The organism is Alteromonas sp. B31-7 (assembly GCF_015767655.1).
Classification (GTDB): Bacteria; Pseudomonadota; Gammaproteobacteria; order Enterobacterales; family Alteromonadaceae; genus Alteromonas; species Alteromonas australica.
The window spans coordinates 563,526-581,426 of the sequence record NZ_CP065233.1 but is presented as its reverse complement, the minus strand read 5'-3'; the positions used below and the strand labels follow the sequence as shown (position 1 = coordinate 581,426).

17 protein-coding genes are annotated in these 17,901 nt (G+C 45.6%); 2 read left to right on the top strand and 15 right to left on the bottom strand.

Features of this window, described 5'->3' with window-relative positions:
- Positions 1–2: 2 nt before the first annotated feature.
- The 12 genes from rpsE to rnr form a co-directional block, all read right to left on the bottom strand.
- The gene (gene rpsE / locus IUA53_RS02525) at positions 3–503 is read right to left on the bottom strand and encodes a 30S ribosomal protein S5 (RefSeq protein ID WP_012519221.1); all 501 of its coding nucleotides are present in this window, start codon (positions 501–503) and stop codon (positions 3–5) included.
- 9 nt (positions 504–512) lie between these two features.
- Positions 513–866, bottom strand: a complete 354-nt coding sequence (gene rplR, locus IUA53_RS02520) for a 50S ribosomal protein L18 (RefSeq protein WP_044059081.1) — start codon at positions 864–866, stop codon at positions 513–515.
- A 12-nt stretch (positions 867–878) separates the two neighbouring features.
- Positions 879–1,412 carry a 50S ribosomal protein L6 gene (rplF, locus tag IUA53_RS02515; RefSeq protein ID WP_044058208.1) on the bottom strand — a complete coding sequence of 178 codons (534 nt, stop codon included), beginning with the start codon at positions 1,410–1,412 and terminating at the stop codon, positions 879–881.
- Between the two features lie 13 nt (positions 1,413–1,425).
- Positions 1,426–1,818 carry a 30S ribosomal protein S8 gene (rpsH, locus tag IUA53_RS02510; protein WP_044058209.1) on the bottom strand — a complete coding sequence of 131 codons (393 nt, stop codon included), beginning with the start codon at positions 1,816–1,818 and terminating at the stop codon, positions 1,426–1,428.
- A 13-nt stretch (positions 1,819–1,831) separates the two neighbouring features.
- Positions 1,832–2,137 (bottom strand): 30S ribosomal protein S14, encoded by a 306-nt coding sequence (gene rpsN / locus IUA53_RS02505; RefSeq protein ID WP_044058210.1) that lies wholly within the window; start codon positions 2,135–2,137, stop codon positions 1,832–1,834.
- Between the two features lie 12 nt (positions 2,138–2,149).
- The gene (rplE, locus tag IUA53_RS02500) at positions 2,150–2,689 is read right to left on the bottom strand and encodes a 50S ribosomal protein L5 (RefSeq protein WP_012519226.1); all 540 of its coding nucleotides are present in this window, start codon (positions 2,687–2,689) and stop codon (positions 2,150–2,152) included.
- Positions 2,690–2,706: 17 nt separating this feature from the next.
- On the bottom strand, positions 2,707–3,021 hold the full coding sequence (gene rplX / locus IUA53_RS02495; protein WP_044058211.1) for a 50S ribosomal protein L24: 315 nt from the start codon (positions 3,019–3,021) through the stop codon (positions 2,707–2,709).
- Between the two features lie 12 nt (positions 3,022–3,033).
- A complete protein-coding gene (gene rplN, locus IUA53_RS02490) occupies positions 3,034–3,402 on the bottom strand; it encodes a 50S ribosomal protein L14 (RefSeq protein ID WP_013786228.1) in 369 nt (122 codons plus the stop codon).
- Positions 3,403–3,624: 222 nt separating this feature from the next.
- Complete coding sequence (locus tag IUA53_RS02485; protein ID WP_196898231.1) at positions 3,625–5,727, bottom strand: GAF domain-containing hybrid sensor histidine kinase/response regulator; 2,103 nt, start codon at positions 5,725–5,727, stop codon at positions 3,625–3,627.
- A 142-nt stretch (positions 5,728–5,869) separates the two neighbouring features.
- Positions 5,870–7,249: a DUF4397 domain-containing protein gene (locus IUA53_RS02480; protein WP_196898229.1), complete on the bottom strand. Its 1,380-nt coding sequence runs from the start codon at positions 7,247–7,249 to the stop codon at positions 5,870–5,872.
- Between the two features lie 262 nt (positions 7,250–7,511).
- Entirely contained in the window at positions 7,512–8,252 is a 741-nt protein-coding gene (gene rlmB, locus IUA53_RS02475; RefSeq protein WP_196898228.1) for a 23S rRNA (guanosine(2251)-2'-O)-methyltransferase RlmB, read from the bottom strand.
- Positions 8,253–8,258: 6 nt separating this feature from the next.
- Positions 8,259–10,565: a ribonuclease R gene (gene rnr / locus IUA53_RS02470; RefSeq protein ID WP_044058215.1), complete on the bottom strand. Its 2,307-nt coding sequence runs from the start codon at positions 10,563–10,565 to the stop codon at positions 8,259–8,261.
- Between the two features lie 282 nt (positions 10,566–10,847).
- Here rnr and IUA53_RS02465 point away from each other — a divergent pair, with 282 nt between their 5' ends.
- Positions 10,848–12,524, top strand: coding sequence for an alkaline phosphatase D family protein (locus IUA53_RS02465; protein ID WP_196898226.1), 1,677 nt, complete (start codon positions 10,848–10,850; stop codon positions 12,522–12,524).
- Positions 12,525–12,620: 96 nt separating this feature from the next.
- On the opposite strand, the gene IUA53_RS02460 is transcribed toward IUA53_RS02465, so the two are convergent.
- The 3 genes from IUA53_RS02460 to IUA53_RS02450 form a co-directional block, all read right to left on the bottom strand.
- Positions 12,621–14,948: a TonB-dependent receptor gene (locus IUA53_RS02460; RefSeq protein ID WP_196898224.1), complete on the bottom strand. Its 2,328-nt coding sequence runs from the start codon at positions 14,946–14,948 to the stop codon at positions 12,621–12,623.
- A gap of 208 nt (positions 14,949–15,156) precedes the next feature.
- Positions 15,157–15,804 (bottom strand): tetratricopeptide repeat protein, encoded by a 648-nt coding sequence (locus tag IUA53_RS02455; RefSeq protein ID WP_044058218.1) that lies wholly within the window; start codon positions 15,802–15,804, stop codon positions 15,157–15,159.
- 74 nt (positions 15,805–15,878) lie between these two features.
- Entirely contained in the window at positions 15,879–16,130 is a 252-nt protein-coding gene (locus IUA53_RS02450; protein WP_044058219.1) for a TIGR02647 family protein, read from the bottom strand.
- A gap of 264 nt (positions 16,131–16,394) precedes the next feature.
- On the opposite strand from IUA53_RS02450, the gene ubiD reads away from it, so the two are divergent.
- Positions 16,395–17,882: a 4-hydroxy-3-polyprenylbenzoate decarboxylase gene (gene ubiD / locus IUA53_RS02445; RefSeq protein WP_044058220.1), complete on the top strand. Its 1,488-nt coding sequence runs from the start codon at positions 16,395–16,397 to the stop codon at positions 17,880–17,882.
- The last annotated feature ends 19 nt before the right edge of the window (positions 17,883–17,901 follow it).

The following is a 17,901-nucleotide window of genomic DNA, read 5'->3' as shown; positions in this document are numbered from 1 at the left end:
GATTACCCCAAAATTTCTTCTACAGACAATCCACGTTTCGCAGCAACTTTCGCTGGAGAATTCATCTCTGTCAGCGCGTTGATTGTTGCACGAACAACGTTGATTGGGTTTGTAGAGCCGTAACATTTTGAAAGTACGTTCTGTACACCAGCTACTTCAAGTACTGCACGCATTGCACCGCCGGCGATGATACCGGTACCTTCTGATGCAGGCTGCATGTAAACTTTAGAGCCAGAGTGACGACCTTTAATTGGGTGCTGTAACGTGTGGCCATTAAGGTCTACGTCAACCATGTTGCGACGAGCCTTTTCCATTGCTTTTTGGATTGCAGCAGGTACTTCACGTGCCTTACCGTAACCAAAACCAACGCGACCATTACCGTCACCCACTACTGTCAATGCAGTGAAACTAAAGATACGACCACCTTTAACCACTTTAGAAACGCGGTTTACAGCGATCAATTTCTCTAGAAATTCACCATTTTGAACATCTTGTTTAGCCATTATAAACTCCTAGAACTGAAGACCAGCTTCGCGAGCTGCATCAGCTAATGCCTTAACGCGACCGTGGTATTTAAAGCCACTACGATCGAAAGCCACTGTCTTAATGCCTTTCTCAAGTGCGCGTTCTGCGATTGCTTTACCGACTACCGTCGCTGCTTCAGTATTACCTGTAGATTTAAGATCTTTTGCAAGATCTGTTTCAACAGTTGAAGCCGCTGCCAACACTTCAGAACCGCTAGGAGCGATTAACTGAGCATAAATGTGGCGAGGTGTACGGTTAATTACCAAGCGATGCGCGGCCAGTTCACGAATTTTTGCACGTGCGCGAGTTGCGCGACGAATGCGAGCTGTTTTCTTATCCATCGTATCACCCACCTACTTTTTCTTAGCTTCTTTACGACGTACGTTTTCGTCAGCATAACGTACACCTTTGCCTTTGTAAGGCTCTGGTGGACGGTAAGCGCGAATGTTCGCCGCAACCTGACCTACCATCTGCTTATCGGCGCCTTTCACGACGATTTCAGTTTGGCTAGGAGTTTCAACGGTAATGCCTTCAGGCATCTCGTATACTACTGGGTGTGAGAAACCTAGCGTTAGGTTAAGCTTGGCACCTTGTGCTTGCGCACGGTAACCAACACCATTTAGCTGAAGTTTTTTCTCAAAACCTTGTGAAACACCTTGAACCATTGCATTTAGGATAGAGCGAGCAGTACCTGCTTGTGCCCAGCTATCAGCGAAACCTTCACGTGGAAGTGCTTTAAGTTGGTTCTCTTCCTGTACAACTTCTACTGCGTCATTAAATACGCGGGTCAAAGTGCCTTTACTACCTTTAACAGTAACTTCTTGACCAGAGATAGAAATTTCTACACCTGATACAACATTTACTGGGGCTTTTGCTATACGTGACATTTCAACTCCTCCGTTATGCTACATAACCGATGATCTCACCGCCCATGCCTGCGTTACGCGCTGCACGGTCAGTCATCACACCTTTAGAAGTCGACACGATAGCAACACCTAAACCACCCATTACTTTTGGAAGCTCATCTTTTTTCTTATAGATGCGCAGACCAGGACGGCTTACACGTTCGATAGTGTCAATTACTTGCTTGCCTTCGAAGTACTTAAGCGTCACTTCTAAAACAGGCTTAACGTCACCAGAGGTTGCATAGTCAGCAATGTAACCTTCTGCCTTCAATACTTCACAAATAGCTGCGCGAAGTTTAGAAGACGGCATAGTTACAGAAACTTTCTGTGCCATCTGGCCGTTACGGATGCGGGTAAACATATCCGCGATAGGATCTTGCATGCTCATTATCAGCTACTCCTTACCAGCTGGCTTTTTTAAGGCCAGGGACTTCACCGCGCATCGCTGCTTCGCGAAGCTTAATACGGCTAAGACCGAATTTGCGTAGGTAACCATGTGGACGACCAGTAACACGACAGCGGTTGCGCTGACGTGAAGCACTAGAGTCACGTGGCAGTTGTTGTAGCTTTAGAACAGCGTCCCAACGCTCATCTTCAGAAGCGTTAACATCGCTGATAATCGCTTTAAGTGCGGCGCGCTTTTCAGCATACTTAGCGACTAGCTTAGTACGCTTAGCTTCACGTGCCTTCATTGATTCTTTTGCCATAACCCTACACCCCTACTTTTTGAATGGGAAGTTGAACGCGTCCAGCAGAGCACGTGCTTCGTCATTAGTATTCGCACTGGTAGTGATAGTAATATCCATACCGCGAACTTTATCCACTTTATCGAAATCGATTTCAGGGAAAATGATTTGCTCACGCACGCCCATGCTGTAGTTACCACGACCGTCGAATGATTTTGGGTTCAAACCACGGAAGTCGCGAACACGTGGAATAGCGATTGAAATCAAACGCTCTAGGAATTCCCACATACGCTCGCCGCGTAAGGTTACTTTACAGCCAATCGGATAACCTTCACGGATTTTAAAACCCGCTACTGATTTTCTTGCAACTGTGACTACAGGTTTCTGACCGGCGATAGCCGTCATGTCAGCTTGAGCATTCTCAAGTACCTTTTTGTCAGCAACTGCTTCACCTAAACCCATGTTTAGAGTGATTTTTTCAATCCGAGGGACTTGCATGACGCTTTTGTATCCGAACTGCTTAGCAAGTTCAGCTACTACTGTTTCTTTATAGAAATCATGCAGTTTCGCCATCGTACTCTCCAATATAATTAAACAAGTTCACCGTTTGACTTGAAGAAACGAACTTTCTTCTCGTCTTCGAAACGGAAACCAACGCGATCTGCTTTACCCGTTGCTGGGTTAACAATCGCAACATTAGAAACGTGAATAGAAGCTTCTTTCTCAACAATACCACCAGCAATACCCAGTTGTGGGTTAGGCTTAGTGTGTTTCTTGACGAGATTAACGCCTTCTACAATTAAACGGTTATCAGCAATAAGCACTTTAAGGACTTTGCCTTGTTTGCCTTTGTCTTTACCCGCTAATACGACTACTTCATCATCACGACGAATTTTATTAGCCATTATCGTGACTCCTTATAGTACCTCTGGGGCCAATGAGATGATTTTCATGAAGTTTTCACTTCTCAACTCACGGGTTACCGGTCCAAAGATACGCGTACCAATTGGTTGCTTGTTTGCATTAAGCAAAACAGCCGCGTTACCGTCAAAACGAATGGATGAACCATCAGCACGACGAACGCCTTTTCTAGTACGCACCACCACTGCATTCAGTACGTCACCTTTTTTAACTTTACCGCGAGGAATTGCTTCCTTCACAGTAACTTTGATGATGTCACCGATACCTGCATAACGGCGATGCGAGCCACCAAGAACCTTAATACACTGAACCCTGCGAGCGCCGCTGTTGTCTGCAACGTCCAGGTTAGTTTGCATTTGGATCATGTTAGTGCTCCGCTCTAAAAATTAAGACTCTCCCGAGTCGTTTAAGCTGCTAATCTCAACATGGAAGCGCTGAAATTATATACATACCCCCATAAAAAGGGCGCGAAATGATAACAGAAATCTTGGGGTAGTGATAGCGTTAAATTGAATTATTTTTAGGCGATGGAAAAATAATCGGCCTCGCGAGATAGTGGAAGCCGGAAGAGCGTTTATTATACCTGCTTAAGCGGTGCTGTCGAGCATTTCCGTTGGTGGGGATAGATGATAAAGCAAACGATCCCGTAAGCGGCTTATTCCCACTGGCTTTGAAATAAAATCATTCATGCCGGCGTGTAAGCATTTGTCTTTTTCGCTGGGCATCGCGTTGGCGGTTAACGCAATAATTGGCACGTCACTGCCTGCACCGTCTAAGCGCCTAATGTGTTTGGTCGCGGTAATGCCATCCATCACTGGCATATGGCAATCCATCAGTATTAGGGTGTAAGGAGCTTTAACGTTAATAGCATGCATCACTTTGGCCACGCCCACTTCGCCGTTTTCCGCCACCTCTACTTTTAAACCAATCTCTTTTAATTGCTCTTTAATGACAATTTGGTTTATCTCGTTATCTTCTACTACTAATACCTTGGCATTTTTAAAGGTGTTTTTAAGTTCTGCCGCCGTGTATCTCGCCTGAGCTTTATGCTGGTTTACTTTTGGCGCTATGCCATTGGCACTGTCTAGTGTAAGGGTTACAATGAAGCGTGTCCCTGCCCCTAGCTCACTAGACACATCTATACTTCCCCCGTAGTGGGTTATGATTTTATGCACAATAGCAAGCCCCAACCCCGTGCCACCAAAGCGGCGTTGCGTTGACTCTTCAGCCTGCAAGAACGGCGTGAATATTACCGCTTGCTGTGCTTCACTTATGCCTATACCAGTATCGGTTACTATGAGTTTTATTCTGTAGCGGTCAGGGCCATATTTGGTGCAACGGGTGGTCACTTTCACGTTACCCTCAAGGGTAAACTTAATGGCATTATTGATGAGGTTTATGAGTACTTGATTTAACCTTAAACTGTCTGCCATGAATAAATGGCCCGATAAGGCTTTCGTATCCGCTGTAAATTGTAGCCCTTTTTTATTCGCTAAACGTTCAAACATGGGTAATTGATGCTGTATTACCTCTTCAATATTCACGGGAGACGCTTCAAACGTCATTTGGCCTGAGTCTATTTTAGAAAAATCGAGTACATCATTTACAATGCCAAGTAGGGCTTCGGCACTTTTCATCGCCACATTCACATACTCTTTTTGCTTGGACGACAATGTCGATGCTTCCAACGTTTCCAACATACCTTGAACACCGTGGATTGGCGTGCGAATTTCATGGCTCATATTGGCGAGAAAGTCACTGCGGGCCGCTAAGGCTTTTTCTGCAATTTCAGTTTTATCTTGAAGCGTCTGTAAGGTATAGATGCGATCGGAAATATCTCGGGTGGCGCCCACTACCTTAGTGCACTTTCCGTTTTCAAAAATAGGTTGGGCACGGCTTTCTAGCCATTTGGTCTCGCCCGCATCGGTAAGAACTTCTAGCTCGTAATTCCAACCTTCACCGGTTTGTATAATTTCTTCAAACTTGCTTTGGTACTGTGCTTTGGTTTCATTATGCTTAATGAGAGCTAACACTTCCTGAGTGGTGATGCCTCGGTCTGGGTGAATATGAAGCATGCGTTTTAGGGCATCGCACCAATATAGCTGCTGTGTTGCGACGTTATACTCCCAGGTGCCTACGCCTACTAATGTGGTAATTTGGGTTAGCAAGGTATTTTGTTCAGCCAAGACCTCTTGCTGCTTTGACATACTGCCGAATGCCTGCTGTTTTTCGATTTCACTGCCAATCCAATCGGCAAACAGAAGCACATAGTCATAATCTAAATTGGAGAATGGGTTATCGCTGGCTTGTTCGGAAGAAAAATTAAGGGTGCCGTAGCATTTGTTATTCACATAGATGGGAGAGGCAATATAACGACGGAGTTTGAACTTATCGTAACAAGGGTGTGAAGCACCTGGATAGGCATCAATATTGGCGTAGGCAACGATTTCGCCCGCATTTATTGTATCTGCACAGTAGGTATCAACAAGACTGAACGCAGTGCCAGCGACAATACTGTTATCGGGGGTTAACGCATGCATAATCACGTAATTATCATTTGTGACTTTGCTAACGATGGCGTTATCGAGGCCGAGGGTTGCCACACCTATTTTCAAAAGATGCGCTACTTTATCGACAAACGGCAGGTCGTTATCCGTAGAAATTTGGTGCAAGTCTTTTATTACGCTCATTCGGTTCCTCCTTTTAATGCAGGCGCCATGAGGCAAAAAAGGCCATCACTTCAAAGTAATGGCCACTTAACAACTTAACCTAATTTTTACTTATTGGAAGGCTTCACACCTTATCAATTAGTCTAATTTTCAGGCAAATCAACTAGTAAAGAATGTTGATTTCATAACCTGTTGCAGTGTCAGCAGGTTCAACCGTTACAATATAGTTTTCTTCTTCATTAAACCCGAACAATGCTGTTCTATCTAAAAGGATTTGCTCTTCGTTGTCGTCTTCATATACGGCGATAACTTCGTAATAATCTGAAGGCAATACTTCGCTGTCGCTTTCACCAAACTCTAGGTTTTGTAAATCGTACTCTGCGGTATCGATAGTTTCATCGTTACGTACAAGGTAAAAGTCTACATCATCGAAGTCTTCAACTAGGTTGATGAAATTAACCGTTTTATCGTAGGCCTGAGGTAAACCACTTTCCACAAAGGTTGCTGCGCCAAGGGCACCATTTCTTTCGTAGATAAGAATGGCTTTACTCTCACCTTGGTTAAGGGTAATCAGTTTATTACTCAGCTGTGCATATTCACCTGTGCTGTCTGATACAGTAACGCGGTAGTCACCGTATGTGATAGCAGTAAATTCACTTAATTCACCCGCGTCTAGCGTGAAGGCTACATCTTCTTCGTCGGTTGTACCGCCAAAAGTGACATCCAATGCGGTGCTTAGGTTTGTTGAATTATAGATGCGGTATTGTGCATCTGCTTCAACGTCGGTTAGCGCAGTTACTGTAGATGAATTCAAAATTGTGTCTACAATTAGGCCGTCTTGAATAGCACCACTAACATCGCGCATTGTCATTAAGTATTCTGTCTCATAGGCAAAGTCGATAGTTTGCGATTCGAATACAACGTCTGTGCTACCTGGTTCTGTTAGGTAAATAGTATATTCACCTTCATCAAAGTAATCGCTGTCGTCATCTGGATCCCAGTAGTCCAATTCAATCATTTCGCTCGCAGTTACCGTGCCGAGGAAGTTTGCGGCTTCAAAAGGGTCGCCTGCATCACTGAGATAAAAATCGTAAGAATCTTCATCTATGGTTACCGAAAGGGCAAACAGTCTGAAGTGGTCTTCTAGTGTTTCACGTTCATACTGATATTCAGTAATAATAGGGTCTGAGAAGTCACCACTCATCACAATCAGTGTTTTGTACCCTGTTTTTAAATCAACTGTGTAGGTATCGATAAGCACTTCTTGATCGTCTGAGTCTGTGCGGATGAACTCTAGTTCATATTCATCCTTTTCCATAGAGTACATGGATGTGGTATCGCCAAACTGTGCAGAACCGAAGCTATCGCCATCCACCTCACGCATTTCTACGTTGGCTCCATTAGGAGATGCATTATAAAACTGAATATAAGCATACGAATAATCGGTGCTACTACCACTTGAGCCACCACAGGCACTTAAGCCAAGAAGTGCGATAAGCCCAATAGCTACATTTCGTAACCAAGCCTTTGAGTGAAATTGCATAAACTAAATGTCCTTACTGAATCATTGTTGGGTAAAGCAATAGGCAGGTGCTGCCGCGCTTAAAGTTAGGCACTATGCCTGAGTAGTTACCTAACGGGGTGAACTATACTGCGCTATGGCAGTAAACAGAGAGGGTTAGTTCCAGCCTTTACACCTTCTTTACAAAGCTGACTTAAAACTGTGTCTTTTATGCCAACAACAAGCAGAAAGCCCGCATTATGCGGGCTTTCAAGACGTATCAGGAATAATGTAAAGGCGACTATTACAGCGTGCGTTGTCTCACTATTTCGTACAAACAAATCCCCGTTGCCACTGATACGTTTAAACTACTTACGCTACCTGCCATGGGTAACTTAACCAATTCGTCGCAGGTTTCTTTCGTCAACCTGCGCATCCCCTTACCTTCAGCGCCCATAACAAGCGCCGTGGGGCCTTTCAGGTCGATATCATATAAGGTTTTGTCGGTTTCACCGGCAGTACCTACAATCCACAAGCCTTTGTCTTGCAGATGCTTAAGCGTACGCGATAAATTAGTCACTTGGATAAGTGGAATAACTTCAGCTGCGCCACATGCCACTTTTCGTACGGTACCATTGAGGCTGGCTGATTTATCTTTAGGCACCACAACCGCATTCACACCTGCACCATCGGCAGTACGTAAACATGCACCCAAATTATGAGGGTCGGTGATGCCATCTAACACTAACAATAAAGGTTGGTCTTGGCTTTCTAAAATACGGTCTAAGTCGGCTTCATCCAACACTTTTGCCGGTTTTGCACGTGCAACCACACCTTGGTGTTGTTCGCCGTTTACTTTATCGTCTAACGCTTTACGTTGACAAAACTGCACCGAAATACCGAAACGTCGTGCTTGATTCACAATATTGGTAAGGCGTTCATCATTACGCCCTTTTAATACCATGACTTCCATCACTCGCTCTGGCTCTTGCTCTAGCACAGACTGCATTGCATGAAGCCCATATAACCATTCTTGCTGCGCCACTACCCGTTACCCCCTTTTCTTCGCTCGTGGTGTTGCACCTTTACCTTTCGGTGCTGGCCCTTTCGGCCCTCGTTTGGCGTTCCTGCTTGGTTTTTTGGCCGTTTTCACTTTTACCTTCTTACCACCAGGGCCGCGCAGCATAGACTTATCCAGTAATAAATCAATCTTTCTTTCATCGAGGTTAACCGCAGCCACTTTCACCTCAAGCGTATCGCCAAGCCTAAATTGGCGATGGCCAGATTCACCCAAAAGAACCTGCTTAACTTCATCGTAATGATAAAAATCATCATCTAACGAGGTAATGTGGACCAAACCATCAATATGGTATTCGGTAAGGCGAACAAACAAGCCAAAATTCGTAACCGAGCTCACCACACCTTCAAAAGTGTCTCCCACGTGGTCTAACATAAACTCGCATTTAAGCCAGTCTGCTACGTCACGGGTGGCATCATCAGCCCTGCGCTCAGTCATAGAGCATTGCTCACCAAGTTGCTCTATTTCTTCGCCAGTGTAATTTTTAAAGCCTGATACCGCTTTTTTGCCCTGCTGTTTAGCAATAATGCCTTTTAACGCACGGTGAACCACTAAATCGGGGTAACGCCTAATAGGAGAAGTAAAATGAGCATACGCATCTAAAGCTAAACCAAAGTGACCCAAATTATCGCCATCGTAGATAGCTTGCTTCATTGAACGTAAAAGCATAGTTTGAATCAGCTCTTCATCCACCCGCCCGCGAGTTTTCAGCACCACATCGGTAAAGGCTGAAGGCTCGGCATCGTCAGTAATGCGATGGGGTATCCCTATTTCACCCAAGTAACTGGTGAATGAGGTTAACCGGTCTGCATCGGGTTTATCATGTACACGGTACAGCGCGGGCGCTTCATGCTTTTCTAGCATTAACGCCGCACTGACATTTGCCATAATCATGCACTCTTCAATGAGCTTATGTGCATCGTTACGCACGAGGGGCACAATATTTTCTATTTTGCGCTGTGCGTTAAACACAAATTTCACTTCTTGTGTTTCAAATTCGATGGCACCGCGCTGTTGACGTGACTTCTTAAGCGCCCGATACAAATCGTGTAAATGGCGTAAATGCGGCACATGGGCTTCGTAGCGCTGATGAAGATCTTTATCGCCTTGCAGAATATTCCATACTTTATTGTAGGTAAGACGAGCATGGGAATTCATAACCGCTTCGTAAAATTGATATTCCTCCAGCTGCCCTTGAGCAGAAATGGTCATTTCACACACCATACACAGACGGTCTACCTCTGGATTTAGCGAGCATAAGCCGTTGGATAATACTTCCGGCAGCATGGGAATAACTTGATCAGGGAAGTACACCGAGTTACCACGCTGCTGCGCTTCATCATCTAACGCCGTGCCTGTGCGTACATAGTGGCTAACATCGGCAATGGCCACCCACAATTGCCACCCGCCGTTGTCTAACGGTTCGCAATATACTGCATCATCAAAGTCTCTGGCATCTTCACCGTCAATGGTAACAAGGGGGAGTTGACGTAAATCGATACGGCCTTCTTTGGCTTCATCAGGCACCGACTCTGTCAGGTTACTTACTTGCTTAGTGACCCCTTTCGGCCATTGGTGTGGAATGTCGAACGTACGCAGCGCCATTTCAATTTCCATACCTGGCGCCATATGTTCACCAAGCACTTCCACTATTTTACCAACGGGGCTCATTTTCCGACGTGGACGCTGGGTCAATTCTACAACCACCACTTGCCCCATTCGGGCACCGTTGGTGTGCTCTGGTGGAATGACAATTTCGTGTTGTAAACGGCTATCGTCAGGCACTACCATGCCAAAGCCTTGCTCTACAAAGTAACGCCCAACAATGGGTTCGCTACGAGGCTCGATAACTTGGGTAACAAAGGCTTCTTTTCGCCCGCGTCTGTCGGTGCCGCTTACCCGCGCCTCCACGATGTCATCATGTAAGAATAGGTTCATTTGACCTGCGCTAATGAACAGGTCTCCACTTTTATCTTCAGGGCGCAAGAATCCAAAACCGTCTCTGTGGCCAATAATGCGGCCTTTAAATATTTCATCACGGTTTTGGAGTATGTACTTTTTCTGTTTGGTAAATTGAATCTGGCCTTCACGTTCCATTGCGCGCAAACGGCGCTGGATGCCAATTCTGGCTTCTTCTTCGTAGGCGTTTACCAAAGCGCAGATATCCAGAAACGACAATGGCTTGTCGTGTTCTTTTAATACGCTCATTAGATATTCTCGGCTTGCTACCGGGTTTTCGTACTTCTCTTTCTCGCGCTGATAATGCGGATCATCACTCATGTATTTATAAATTACCTTTTGTTGTTTCGTTTCGCGAATGCGTGTATTTCATTTGCTTGATTTTCTTAGACACATTCACGTAATTTGGTTCATGTGGTCAATTGATACACAGTATAACAGTATTTACAGCAAAACATTGCGTTGTAATTACAAGGGGATTAAACCTTGAAATGCCACGCCAGTGTCACACACCCTGTATAACATTAGCGTTCTTATTTTATGTCGCGGTGTTTCGCCACTGACAATAACCATTAACGAAAAATCAATAAATAAGCAGGCATTATGGACAGAAGATCGTTTATAAAATTATCGTCTCTCGCGGGCGTAGGGCTGACGGTATCTACCGGCTTGGCGGGTTGTGTATCTATCGCTAAGCCGCAGGTTGCTGCAAAATTTACTCATGGCGTTGCCAGCGGCGATCCATTGCAAACAGCGGTTATATTGTGGACGAGAGCCGTGCCCTCAGATGACACTAATCAAGCGCAAATTATATGGGAAGTGGCTGAGTCAGAAAGCTTTAATACCTTAGTTGCCAGCGGTGAAGTGTCATCAAACGCGACGCGAGACTTTACGGTTAAGGTTGACGTTACTGGGCTAAAGCCAGGTACCCGCTATTTTTACCGTTTCCGCAGTGCGTCTTCTGTCAGTGCCGTAGGTGAAACTAAAACACTGCCCGGTGACGCAGTTAACGAGGTTACCTTTGGGGTGTTCTCCTGTTCTAACTACCCTGCTGGCTTTTTTACTCCTTATGCCGAAGCCGCCAAGCAAGACAGCATTGATTATGTGTTGCATTTGGGCGATTACATCTATGAATACGATGGCAAGGGTTACGGAACCCAGCACGCTGAAGAAATGGGGCGTACCTTTGTTGCAGACAATGACACAGAGCTCTTTACATTAACTGATTATCGCAAACGCTACGCGCTATATCGCACCGACGAAGGCTTGCGTTCCCTTCACCAACGCAAGCCGTTCATTGTGGTATGGGATGACCACGAAATTTCCAACGACACCTATAAAGATGGCGCACAAAATCATCAGCGTGATGAAGGTGACTTTTATGCGCGCCGGGCAGCGGCAGTTCAAGCTTATTATGAATGGCTGCCTATTCGCCCCCCCTTTGGCGATAGCCGTTTAGAGATTTATCGCCAATTTACGTTTGGTAAGTTAGTGGATTTGTATATGCTAGATACCCGTGTGCTTGCGCGGGACAAACAACTGGTTTACAGCGATTTTCGCGACCCACAAACGAACGCCTTCGATCAACAAGGTTTTGTCGCCGCCATGAGCAACCCTTCAAGAGGGCTGTTGGGCACTGCACAGCGTGAATGGCTTACCAATAATATGACCAAAAGCGAAGCCAAGTGGCAAGTGTTAGGGCAACAGTTATTAATAGGCCGCATGCATTTTCCTGCGTCTATTTTTAATGGTGTTCCCCGTGAACAGGTACCTGCTCATGTTCACACCTTAGCCAATGCTAAACGTCGTCAACAAGCCGGTGAGGATATTTCTGCAGAGGAAACTCACATGCTGAGTATGCTGATGCCTTACAACTTGGATGCATGGGATGGCTACCCCGTTGAGCGTGAGCGATTACTTGGCTTTATTCGTCAACTCGATAAGCCAGTGATTTCATTGGCCGGTGATACCCACAATGCGTGGCACAACACGTTAACGCTTAATGACGGCACGGCCGTCGCCACAGAGCTTGGCACATCTAGCGTAAGCTCGCCGGGTATGGAAGATTACTTGAAATTTGACGACGATACCGCGAAAACCCTCGCCAACGACCTACCTGTATTAATCACCGACTTGAACTACTGCAACCTCCACCAGCGCGGATTTATGACGGTGAACTTTGCTCACGATCACGCCGTTGCTACCTGGCACTTTGTAGATACGGTGCGTGATAAAGCCGGTCAAGTTGCTTCTACCTACTCCACAAAAATATCAGCCTAGCCAACAGTGAAAAACTTGAGCTCGCCTATTCAGGCATATGCTGCACATAAAAAATCCCGCATAAAGCGGGATTTTTTAATCACTTAAGCTCGTGGCTTAAAAATCGTAATACAAGCGAACCCCGGCAATTCGAGGCATGCCTCTTACAAAGGTAGGAATACCTAATCCACCACCGGTATTACCCGCATCAATGAGGTACTCTTTGTCGAGTAAATTGTCTACGTAGAGTTCAAAGGCGAACGGGCTGTTATCTTTAGACACTTTCATCGAGACATCGGTCAACGAATAGGTATCTTGCCAAAGGCCAGGGTAGTTGCTGCTTTCAAAATACACTTTCGACTGAAAGCTAGTTAGCCAGTTAAAGTCCAATAACCAGTTGTCCATTTCGACCAATTTATTGATGTTTATCGCGCCGCTAACTTCTGGTGCTAGGCGAAACTTGTTACCGCCATATTCGAATGGCGTGCCCTCAGCGGTTTCATCAGCAAACTCTGCATCCAAAAAGCCCAGGCTTGTGGTAAAAGAAAGCGTGTCGCTATATTGGTAAGTGGCCATACCTTCAATACCGGACATGGTTGAATCACCTACAGTAACGGTAATAGATTGTAGGGTTTCTGCATCAGTGTACGACTGTTGGTAATCGCTATACTGATAGGTAAACACGGCACCGGTAAAGGTAAAGTTAGCACTTTGGTATTTCACGCCTACGTCGTAGCTGTCTACAATTTCCGCTTTTGTGACGGTTACGCCAGAAGCATCGGCATTCACCACGGGTGAACGACGGCCTTTTGCGTAGTTTGCGTAAAAATTCCAGTTATTGTTCATATCATAACTGACGGCTAAGCGCGGAAGAGTGTCGTCAAAATCACCTTCGCCTTCAAACACAAAGGTACCCGCATCTAAGGTGTAGGTGTTTTTGGTGTAACGTGTTTCATCAATGTACCGAATACCTGCTGTTACGTTGATGTTATCGGTAACAAAGTAAGAAACTTCAGCCACGTAAGAGTTAATGTCTAACTCGGCCTCAAAGATATACGGCCCCTGAATAATGGTATCGGGAAAAGCATCGTTAGAGATGGGCGTACCGTCAGCATTAAACAATGAACCCACTAAGATAGCACTCAGCGCTTCAATTTCTTCGAGTGAAGCATCAGTGGCAATATTTTGGTCAAGCGGAATATCAAAAGTGGCTTCAAGCTGCGCTTTAACCGCGTCAAACGTGCCGCGAACAAAAGGGTCGACCATAACATAGTAAGGCAATATAGAATCATCATGAGACGTAGATGCACCAATGAATCCAACAAGCTTGTCCCCAGAGTCATAAACCAAACGCACCGAGCCGCCGTTCAACGTGGCATCGTTATCAAAATATGCATCCTGAATGCGTAACGCTGAACCATCCGCATCGAACCCTTCGCTAACTTCAACGTCTTTGTAATAGGCGTCGGCGTGTAGCGTAAGCATGTTATTGATGTCGTAGTTAATTGTGAGATCGTATGCTTGAAGTGTACGCTCGATACCCAGTTCACTACCCATGCTAAATTCAGCCGCAGTATAGGGGCTGGTATCACCGCCATTTGGCGCGATAGAACCAGACTTAAATGCAATGCCCGGCTGGTCGTTGTATTCCATAGAAGCACGAGCAATCACTTCAAGTTGCTCGTAAGTGGCTTTCCACGTACCTCGAACCGCTTGAACCGACACACCTTGCAAATCTTCACTGTTACAAGAAACACTGTTGCCAAGATGGTCAGTCATGTTCGCGTTGCCATAGTAACTGTCGTCACTACATGCGTTATTTTCAACAATACCATCCATTTCACGATACAAACCCGCAATACGGAAACTGTGATTATCGTTAATTGGGCTGTTGAACATAAACTCAGCTTCTTTACCCGATTGCGTATCGTAGCCAAGCTGTACTTTCATTTCCTTTTCATCGGTAGGAAGTTGTGAGTGGATACTAATGGCACCATTTGCTGCCGCTACACCAAACAATGTAGGTTGCGGCCCTTTTAATACTTCTACTCGTGCAATGTCGTAAAGCGACACACTCGATACTGTTTTTTTGCTGATATCAAAGCCATCTTGATAGACAGAAATGCGAGGTGTACTGGATACGGATGAGGTGTCGTCGGTAACGCCACGTATGTTAAACGAAGGTAAACTCACCGCCTGTTCTTGTATTTGCACATTAGGCAACACCCGCGACAACTCATCAAGTTCCATGATGTTTGTACGCTCTAGAAACTCACCAGAAATAACGTCCATGGTGACAGGCACATCCATTACAGATTGCTCTCGCATCTGTGCAGTTACCGTAATTTCTTCAATGTATTCTTGTTCATCTTGCACTTCTTGCGCATAGGAAGGCATGGCGAGCGCGCTTAAAACAGCGCTAGCCAATAGCGTTTTGCGGTACATGTGTCGTCCCTTATTTGTGTGTGTTGTTTTTAGTTTTTTGCGAATGCGAATTTATTTTTGCGAAGGCAATGAATCTAGAGGCGAATTGCGACCAATTAATGACCTGTGGGTGACAATTTTAAGGCAGTTTTGTGACGCACGGGCATCACCCACTCATTGAGTGATGCGGTACCGAAGAGAAAACCAGGGGTGATGAATAAGGTTAGGTTTAACTGTCTGCTGGCCGTTTGGCTTCACGCACCGCTTTGGGGTGCATAAGCTTTTCAAGACGGGCTAAATAGGTGGCTATTTTTTGATGTTGCGTTTTATCATCGGTTACCGAGTGGTGTAGCCAATGATAAGCATCTTGATAATCGTATGGGCTGCCGTAGCCCTCTAAAAACAATTCCACTAATCGCATTTGCGCGGATAAATTTTTCAGCGCTGCGGCTTCTCTTAAATACACCACGGCTCTGCTTTTATCTTGCTGTACCAACGTGCCTTTCGCGTAGTAGCGGCCTAATTGTTCTAGTGCAGCAGGTAAGCCCTGATTGGCAGCATCTTCCATGTAACTAATGCCCCTGGCTGGCGCGGCATCGACACACACACCCCAGGCCAACATATCGCCCCAAAGAAACTGATACGCAGGCACTTTTAACACATCGGCTCTGGCTTCTATGTCTTGAACGAGCTGACAGCGGTCTGCCACTACTTTATCTAGGTGCGTGTTCTCATTAATCATTTTGATTAATGCATCTTGGCTATACAGCTGCACGGCAAGCACTTCTTCTAAGGTTTCACCTTCTCTGGCCAGCGCGGGCGCGTGTACCACCAGGCAAAATAACCCAAACAATGTTGATAGTGTAAATGGCTTCATAAGTTTGTAACTGTTGGTTGAACATACAATCGAGTTATCGGCAGCGTAAGATAATTCTTAACGCTGCATTTATACTAGTGACCGCCCTTTGAGGTACATAAAGCACCTTGAATGTGCCGGGCATGATCGGCCACATCGATACCTAAGTCGGTTAAATATCCCCCGTCTGGCTGAGTAATCATACCCTTAGCGTATAAGCGACTTGCTGCGTTTACCATGGATTGGCTTGCATCGTGGTGTATTTTCAACCCTTGCAATAAACTGTTAGTGGGAAATTTAAGAATGAGGTTTAGTTCATCCACCATATCTTGATTAAACGTGTTCATAGTTCTACCTCAGGCAAAAAGGTTATTATTTTATTTTTCGCATTTGCGGGATGAGAGCAAAAATATTGCCTACATCCTTGTGTCCATGAAGGGCTATATGACTATCAATTGCCCAGACTGTCCAGATCATTTTGTGTACCTTTACGTCGTGCCTTACATTAAAAAGCATTAACCGTCAGCGTTTATTGTGCTTACAGGTCGGACTTTACGGCGAAATAGTATATTCTTGCCTCTAACTTTAGTCTGCGGATACCCCCTGTTCAAATGAAGTACAAAGATTTACGTGACTTTATTCACCAGTTGGAAGCCAAAGGTGAACTTGTTCGCATTTCCAAAGAGATTGATACCGACTTGGAAATGACGGAAATCGCCGATAGAACCCTTCGTGCTGGCGGCCCGGCGTTATTGTTTGAAAACCCTAAAAACCATACCATGCCAGTGCTCGCCAATTTATTTGGCACACCTGAGCGGGTGGCCATGGGCATGGGTCAGAACTCGGTGGAGGCGCTGCGGGAAGTGGGTAAGCTTTTGGCGTACTTAAAAGAACCAGAGCCGCCAAAAGGATTGAAAGACCTTTGGCAAAAATTACCGGTGTTTAAACAAGTATTAAACATGCCAGCAAAAACGGTAAAAAAAGCCCCTTGCCAAGAGGTAGTGATAAGTGGCGAAGAAGTTGATTTAACCCAAATACCCGTTCAACGCTGTTGGCCGGGCGATGTAGCGCCTTTGGTTACTTGGGGTCTCACCGTCACACGAGGGCCCCACAAAAAGCGCCAGAACTTGGGTATTTATCGCCAACAAGTTATTGGGAAAAACAAACTGATTATGCGCTGGCTATCGCATCGAGGCGGCGCGCTGGATTTTCGTGAATGGTGTCAGACTCACCCTGGCGAACCCTATCCGGTGTCAGTTGCCCTTGGCGCCGACCCTGCCACGATATTAGGTGCTGTAACGCCAGTGCCAGATACCCTCTCGGAATATGCATTTGCAGGATTACTTCGAGGTGACAAAACAGAAGTTGTTAAGTCTATCAGTAACGATTTGCAAGTGCCGGCTAGCGCCGAAATTGTTCTTGAAGGCTATATTGCACAAGATGAAACCGCTCCAGAGGGACCTTACGGTGACCATACCGGTTACTATAATGAAGTGGATGATTTCCCTGTTTTTACGGTAACGCATATCACCCACCGTAAAGATCCAATTTATCATTCTACCTACACAGGCCGTCCGCCCGATGAGCCAGCCATTCTTGGCGTGGCGCTTAATGAAGTGTTTGTTCCAATTTTACAAAAGCAGTTTCCTGAAATTGTCGACTTCTATTTACCCCCAGAGGGTTGCTCGTATCGCATGGCAGTGGTGACGATGAAAAAGCAATACCCTGGTCATGCTAAGCGGGTAATGATGGGCGTGTGGTCGTTTTTACGGCAGTTTATGTACACCAAATTTGTTATTGTGTGCGACGACGATGTCAACGCGCGGGATTGGAACGACGTTATCTGGGCCATCACTACACGAATGGACCCCGCTCGTGATACGGTAATGATAGAAAATACACCTATTGATTACCTCGACTTTGCGTCTCCTGTATCTGGGCTAGGCTCGAAAATGGGCATGGACGCAACCAATAAAATGCCCGGCGAAACGGACCGTGAGTGGGGTGAACCCATCGTTATGGACGAAGCGGTGAAAAAACGTGTAGATGATATCTGGGACGAACTTGGTATTATGAACGCTTCCTCGGTTAAACGTTAACAGCAAAGGTAAGAAGAGA

Bases quoted from the DNA above. Each gene is read 5' to 3' on its own strand.
- rpsE (WP_012519221.1), bottom strand. From the start codon at position 503: ATGGCTAAACAAGATGTTCAAAATGGTGAATTTCTAGAGAAATTGATC.
- rplR (WP_044059081.1), bottom strand. From the start codon at position 866: ATGGATAAGAAAACAGCTCGCATTCGTCGCGCAACTCGCGCACGTGCA.
- rplF (WP_044058208.1), bottom strand. From the start codon at position 1,412: ATGTCACGTATAGCAAAAGCCCCAGTAAATGTTGTATCAGGTGTAGAA.
- rpsH (WP_044058209.1), bottom strand. From the start codon at position 1,818: ATGAGCATGCAAGATCCTATCGCGGATATGTTTACCCGCATCCGTAAC.
- rpsN (WP_044058210.1), bottom strand. From the start codon at position 2,137: ATGGCAAAAGAATCAATGAAGGCACGTGAAGCTAAGCGTACTAAGCTA.
- rplE (WP_012519226.1), bottom strand. From the start codon at position 2,689: ATGGCGAAACTGCATGATTTCTATAAAGAAACAGTAGTAGCTGAACTT.
- rplX (WP_044058211.1), bottom strand. From the start codon at position 3,021: ATGGCTAATAAAATTCGTCGTGATGATGAAGTAGTCGTATTAGCGGGT.
- rplN (WP_013786228.1), bottom strand. From the start codon at position 3,402: ATGATCCAAATGCAAACTAACCTGGACGTTGCAGACAACAGCGGCGCT.
- IUA53_RS02485 (WP_196898231.1), bottom strand. From the start codon at position 5,727: ATGAGCGTAATAAAAGACTTGCACCAAATTTCTACGGATAACGACCTG.
- IUA53_RS02480 (WP_196898229.1), bottom strand. From the start codon at position 7,249: ATGCAATTTCACTCAAAGGCTTGGTTACGAAATGTAGCTATTGGGCTT.
- rnr (WP_044058215.1), bottom strand. From the start codon at position 10,565: ATGAGTGATGATCCGCATTATCAGCGCGAGAAAGAGAAGTACGAAAAC.
- IUA53_RS02465 (WP_196898226.1), top strand. From the start codon at position 10,848: ATGGACAGAAGATCGTTTATAAAATTATCGTCTCTCGCGGGCGTAGGG.
- IUA53_RS02460 (WP_196898224.1), bottom strand. From the start codon at position 14,948: ATGTACCGCAAAACGCTATTGGCTAGCGCTGTTTTAAGCGCGCTCGCC.
- IUA53_RS02455 (WP_044058218.1), bottom strand. From the start codon at position 15,804: ATGAAGCCATTTACACTATCAACATTGTTTGGGTTATTTTGCCTGGTG.
- IUA53_RS02450 (WP_044058219.1), bottom strand. From the start codon at position 16,130: ATGAACACGTTTAATCAAGATATGGTGGATGAACTAAACCTCATTCTT.
- ubiD (WP_044058220.1), top strand. From the start codon at position 16,395: ATGAAGTACAAAGATTTACGTGACTTTATTCACCAGTTGGAAGCCAAA.